Genomic DNA, 5,493 nt, shown 5'->3' with positions numbered 1-5,493 from the left:
GAGAGGATCACCGTCTTCGACTTCAGGCTGGCGCCGCTGGCGAGCTTGATTTCGATGAGATCGCCCGGCACCAGCGCCTCCGCGCGCTGCAGGTTGATGATGTCCACGTCGTACTGCTTGACGTGCTCTTCCAGCGCGGCAGCGAGTCGCGGGCCTTCGGTTTCCTTCACCGAAATGAAGTTCTCGATCGCCAGCGTATCGAGCACCTGACCGCCGAAGCGCTCGGTGACCACACCGGTACGGATGCCCTTGCGCGCGGCATAGACGGCCGCAGCGGCGCCGGCCGGTCCTCCGCCGACGACCAGCACATCGAACGCCTCCTTGGCGGCGATCTTCGCCGCAGCGCGGCTCTCGGCGCCGACATCGACCTTGGCAAGAATCTGCTCCAGTTCCATGCGACCTTGCCCGAACTCCTGGCCGTTGAGCATCACCGTCGGCACCGCCATGATCTGCAGGCGGGTCACTTCGTCCTGGAAGAGGCTGCCGTCCACCGTTTCGTGGCGGATCTTCGGGTTGATCAGCGCCATCAGGTTGAGCGACTGCACGACCTCCGGGCAGTTCTGGCAGGACAATGAAATATAGGTGACGAAGTTGAAGTCGCCCTCGAGCTTGCGGATCTGCTCCAGCACCTCGTCGCTGACCTTGGGCGGATGACCGCCGACCTGCAGCAGCGCGAGGACGAGGGACGTGAATTCGTGGCCGAGCGGAATCGCGGCGAAGCGAATGCCGATGTTCTCGCCCGGACGGGTGATCCGGAAGGACGGCTTGCGCTCGGCGCCGTCGTCGCGCTCGACGAGGGTGACCTGCGCCGAAAGGGAGGCGATCTCCTGCAACAATTCGCGCATCTGGCGGGAGTTTTCGCCGTCATCGAGGGACGCGACAATCTCCACCGGGCGGGTCACCTTGGTCAGATAGGCTTGCAACTGGGTTTTGAGGGTGGCATCCAGCATGACGATTTCCTTCTTTCTACGATTTTTGGATGTAAAAACGCCCGAGCGCCAGCTGACGCCCGGGCGTTTTGATGTGCTACCGGAACAGTCTGGTCAGGCTTAGATCTTGCCGACCAGGTCCAGCGACGGCGTCAGGGTGGCGGCGCCTTCGGTCCACTTGGCGGGGCACACTTCGCCCGGGTGCGAGGCCACGTACTGGGCAGCCTTGACCTTGCGCAGCAGCTCGGAAGCATCGCGGCCGATGCCCAGATCGTGGATCTCGGCAACCTTGACGACGCCTTCCGGGTTCACCACGAAGGTGCCACGCAGAGCCAGACCGGCTTCTTCGATCATCACGTCGAAGTTGCGGGTGACGGTACCGGTGGGATCGCCGATCATCGGGTACTTGATCTTCTTGATCGTTTCGGACGCGTCGGCCCAGGCCTTGTGCACGAAGTGGGTGTCGGTGGACACGGAATAGACTTCGACACCCAGCTTCTGGAATTCGGGGTACACATCGGCCATGTCGCCCAGTTCGGTCGGGCAGACGAAGGTGAAGTCGGCCGGATAGAAGAAGAACACGGCCCACTTGCCCTTGACGTCGGCTTCGGTCAGGTCGACGAACTTGCCATTGTGGAAAGCGCTGGCTTTGAACGGCTTGATTTCGGTATTGATCAGGGACATTGATGTTTCCTTCACGGGTTGGGAGGTAGAGATCAAATGATAGGCCGGACCATCGTATCGTTCAAATTGATTGATGAAATGATCCGGATTGTTTAAAGCTATCGGACTCCGCCCGACCCCGCGACCGGAGCCGGGCAGGCGGATGTCAATGTTATTCCGCTATTTCGCCACCGGGAAGACCGGCGAACGGTCGATTTGCAAGGGATCGGATCAGCGCCGGGAAAGCTCGGCGGCGGCGCGGTAATGCACGTTGGCATCGTCGGTGCGACCGATCCGCTCGGCCAGATGGGCGAGTTCGACGTGGGCCTCCCAGCCCGGCGCGATCGCCAGGGACGCATCGAGATAGCTCTCGGCCTTGCCCCACAGTTGGGACTGCACGCACAGCCGACCCAGGGCCAGGAGCAGCAGCGGATCGCGGGGCTCGCGCTTGAGCCACTCCTCGGCCTTGGCCAGACGACCGCGCACGTCGCCGCCATCGCAACGACCGTAGATGTCCGCCAGCGCCGAATCCCAGCCGACGGCAAGTTGGCTTTCGATGGCTTTCTGGGCGGCGGCACTGTCTCCGGCCGCAATCAGGGCACGGGCCAATTCGCCGACCAGCCGGGCGTCGCGCTGTTCGTCGCGGGGCACTTCGTTCCAGTAGGCCATGAGGGCCAGGGAATCGCCGGCACGCTGGCGCAGACCTTCCTGGTGGGCACGACGCTTGACCGGATCGGCTTGGGCGGCGGTGAGCGCCTTGACCTTGACCAACTGGCGCACGACGCGCACGGCCTCCGACCAGTTGCCTTTGGCCTGCGCGGTGCGCAGCGCCAGACGCAGCGCCGCAATGTGGCGCTGACCGCCGGCCTGCAGGTCGGCGATACGCTCGGCCGCCTCATCGAAGCGACGCTCCTCGACGGCCAGCTTGGCCTCGGTCATGAGGCGGGCAAGACGCATCTCGCCGTCGTGCTCGGCGGCCTTGCCGAGCCAGAAACGATAGCGCGTCTCGTCGCGCAGCGAGTGGGCGGCGCGGGCGGCCAGCAGCGCCGCCAGCCCCGGCGATTCGCCCGCTTCGTAGGCGGCAGTGGCCTGCTTGAGGGCTTGACCGAAACGTCCTTCGATGCGCAGGCGAACCGTGTCGTAAATGGCTTGCGAGGCCCGCTCGCGGCTCTTGCGCTCGCGGTAGCGCTGAACTGCGCGGGGCAAGGCCATGGTCCGCGCAACCACCCGCGACAGGGTATACAGCGCAACAAAGCCGCCGACCAACAGCAGGACGAGCAGGTTGAGCGAAATCTGGAGACGGTAAGGCGGCCACACCAGCAGCGCATAGCCTTCGTTGTAACGACCGGCCACCGCCAAGGCGGCAGCCAGGGCGAAGAGACCGAGCAACCACAGCAATCCACGCATGGCCGGCCTCAGTTCTTCGTCGCCGGAGCGGCATGCCGGACAGCGGCGGGAGCCGGAGCGGTCGGCGCACCGGACGCGGGCGCAACGGCGCCATCGGCCCGCCGCGAAGGCAAGGCCTGCAGGCTGCGCAGCGCGGTCTGGGTGGCTTGCAGATTGGGCAGATCGACCCCCACCGGCGTCTTCTGGATATCGACCAGATCGGCCAGCGCTGCGGCAACGGCCGCATTGTGCACATCGAAATAGCGCTCCAGCCAGTCGGCGCAGATACGCACGTCCTCGCGGAAGGTATTGCCGTCCCGCGAGAGCAGCGCCAGGCGCGCATTCATGATGCGCAGCTTGAGGTTTTCGCGCAGAAAGACGGCATTGCTCGGCGCCAGCAGGGCCGGATCGGGACGATCCATGCGCTCGACACGGACGAGCTGGCTGAATTCGTTCCAGAACTCCAGCAGCAGACGCTTGGCCCACGAGGGCTCGGCCTGCTCGGCGGCGTGCGCGGCAGCGCGGGGCTTGGCCTCGAAGGCCAGCGGCAGGCTGTCGAGCCGGCCGATGAGGGTTTCGAGCTTGAGCGCGATGCCGGCGGAGTCGACCTGCGGCAAGGCTTTAAGGGTGTCGAGATCGCCGGCGATGGCCTTGCGCAGCGGCAGCCATTGCGGCCGCTCGACGCTGCCGAGACGGGCGTCGGCGGTTTGCAGCGCGAACAGCGCGGCCTGCACGTTGCCGGCGAGCTGGAGCTGCTGAACGGCGATCACCACCGCCTGTTCGACTTCGGCCAGCACCCGGTCGTCCCGGCTGCGGGAGAATTCCTGGTACATCGCTTCGAGCGCCACCTGCTGGCCCTGGGACTCGGCGAGGCGGGCTTCGAGGGCACCGACCTTGCCTTGCAGGTCCTGGAGGCTCTCCTGAGCCTGCTTGGCGAGGGTGCGGCTTTCCTTGGCAACCGAGTCGCCATCGGAGAGGCGACGGGCCAGTTCTTCCTGGAGATCGGCGAGGCGGCTGCGGGTTTCGACCCACTGCCAGCCGAGAAGCGCCAGCGCAAGGGCGGCGATGATGGCCGAAGGGCGGCGCCAGGAAGGCGGAGACTCGGAGGCCGGACGCAGGGTTTCGATGGGCGGGAGATTGGGGATGTCGCTGCTCATGGGTGCGAGTTTAACCCGGATAAGTGTTGTGGTTGCGGACGGCGAAGTGGGTGACGAGGCCATCGACGAGACCTCGATCGCCCGGCCCGGTCGCGATCACGCGGGCGAACCCGCCGGCGGTCGCGGCGCTGGCGATGCGCGGATGCGGCACGAAAACCGGGATTCCGATCAGCGCCGTCACGCCCGGCAAGGCCAGCAGATGGGCAACGCCTTCGCTGCTGGTGAGGGTCAGGGCGTCGAGGCGACCGGCGCGGGCGCGCTCGACGAGCGGCGCCGGATCGCCGGAAGGACCGCTGCGGCGGTAACAGGTCAGGTATTCGACGCGGGCGCCGCGGGCGGTCAGGGTGTCGCCGAGCAGATCGCGCCCGCCGTCGCCGCGCAGGATCAGGATCCGCCGGCCGGCCACGGCCTCGGGCTGGAAAGCCGGCAAGGCGAGCACGGATTCGCTGTCGAAACCGCTCTGCGGTGCGATCACGCCATCGAAACCCCGCGCGGCCAGCGCCGCTTCGCTCCCCTTGCCGACCGTCGCGACGCGCACGCCGGACGGCCACGGGGCCACCGGCAACATCGCATCGAGGGCGAAATTGACGGCGTTGGGGCTGACGAAGAAGACCAGCGAAAAATCGGCGAGACGCCGGGCGACGGCCGCGAGCGGCGCCGGATCGGCCACCGGCGAGATCGTCAGCAAGGGAAAACGCAGCACTTCGGCGCCGAGCCCGGCGAGCGCCGCGCACAGGCTGTCGGCCTGCCCGGTCGGGCGGGTGACGACGATGGAGCGCCCGGCGAGGGGCTTGTCGCCCATGACGGCTGCGGACTACAGGTTGGCGAGAATGTCGTCGGCGCCGTCGGCGCGCAGGTCGTCGGCCAAGGCAAGGCCGAGGGCTTCCGGTGCGTCGATGGGGCCGCGGCGTTCGGCGCGGGCAATGCGCGAACCGTCCGGCAGGGCGACAAAGCCACGCAGCCACAACTCGCCGTCCTTCACTTCGGCGTAGGCGCCCAGCGGCACCTCGCAACTGCCGGCCAACGCGCGGGAAGTGGCCCGTTCGGCGCGCACGCAGGCGGCCGAGTTGGCGTCGGCCAGCGGCGCGATCCAGGCGGCCACTTCGGGGCGGTCGGACAGCGCCTCGATGCCCAGCGCGCCCTGGCCGGCTGCCGGCAGGGAGACATCCGACGGCAGCGTGCTGCGGATGCGGCTGGCGAGGCCCAGACGGGTCAGGCCGGCGGCGGCGAGGATGATTGCGTCGTACTGGCCTTCGTCGAGCTTGCGCAGCCGGGTGTCGAGGTTGCCGCGCAGGCTGGTGACGGCCAGCATCGGATACTGCGCATGGATCTGGGATTCGCGGCGCAAACTGGAAGTG

General features: G+C 67.1%; 6 protein-coding genes. All 6 read right to left on the bottom strand.

The genetic code is table 11. From position 1 onward, the window contains the following. Positions 1-950 (bottom strand): FAD-dependent oxidoreductase (locus Q1M07_RS06955; RefSeq protein WP_300452408.1); only part of this gene is annotated, 950 nt, incomplete at its 3' end. A 99-nt stretch (positions 951-1,049) separates the two neighbouring features. Next, on the bottom strand, positions 1,050-1,613 hold the full coding sequence (ahpC, locus tag Q1M07_RS06950) for an alkyl hydroperoxide reductase subunit C (RefSeq protein ID WP_300452406.1): 564 nt from the start codon (positions 1,611-1,613) through the stop codon (positions 1,050-1,052). Positions 1,614-1,823: 210 nt separating this feature from the next. Beyond that, on the bottom strand, positions 1,824-2,999 hold the full coding sequence (locus Q1M07_RS06945) for a heme biosynthesis HemY N-terminal domain-containing protein (protein ID WP_300452404.1): 1,176 nt from the start codon (positions 2,997-2,999) through the stop codon (positions 1,824-1,826). 8 nt (positions 3,000-3,007) lie between these two features. After that, positions 3,008-4,135, bottom strand: coding sequence for a uroporphyrinogen-III C-methyltransferase (locus Q1M07_RS06940; RefSeq protein WP_300452402.1), 1,128 nt, complete (start codon positions 4,133-4,135; stop codon positions 3,008-3,010). Between the two features lie 10 nt (positions 4,136-4,145). Then, the gene (locus Q1M07_RS06935; RefSeq protein WP_300452400.1) at positions 4,146-4,937 is read right to left on the bottom strand and encodes a uroporphyrinogen-III synthase; all 792 of its coding nucleotides are present in this window, start codon (positions 4,935-4,937) and stop codon (positions 4,146-4,148) included. A 12-nt stretch (positions 4,938-4,949) separates the two neighbouring features. Beyond that, a partial coding sequence (gene hemC, locus Q1M07_RS06930) for a hydroxymethylbilane synthase (protein WP_300452398.1) occupies positions 4,950-5,493 on the bottom strand: 544 nt, incomplete at its 5' end.

The sequence above is a fragment of the Accumulibacter sp. genome (genome assembly GCF_029255285.1).
Taxonomy (GTDB): Bacteria; Pseudomonadota; Gammaproteobacteria; order Burkholderiales; family Rhodocyclaceae; genus Accumulibacter.
The sequence above is the reverse complement of the archived record's forward strand: the minus strand, read 5'-3'. Positions and strand labels throughout refer to the sequence as shown.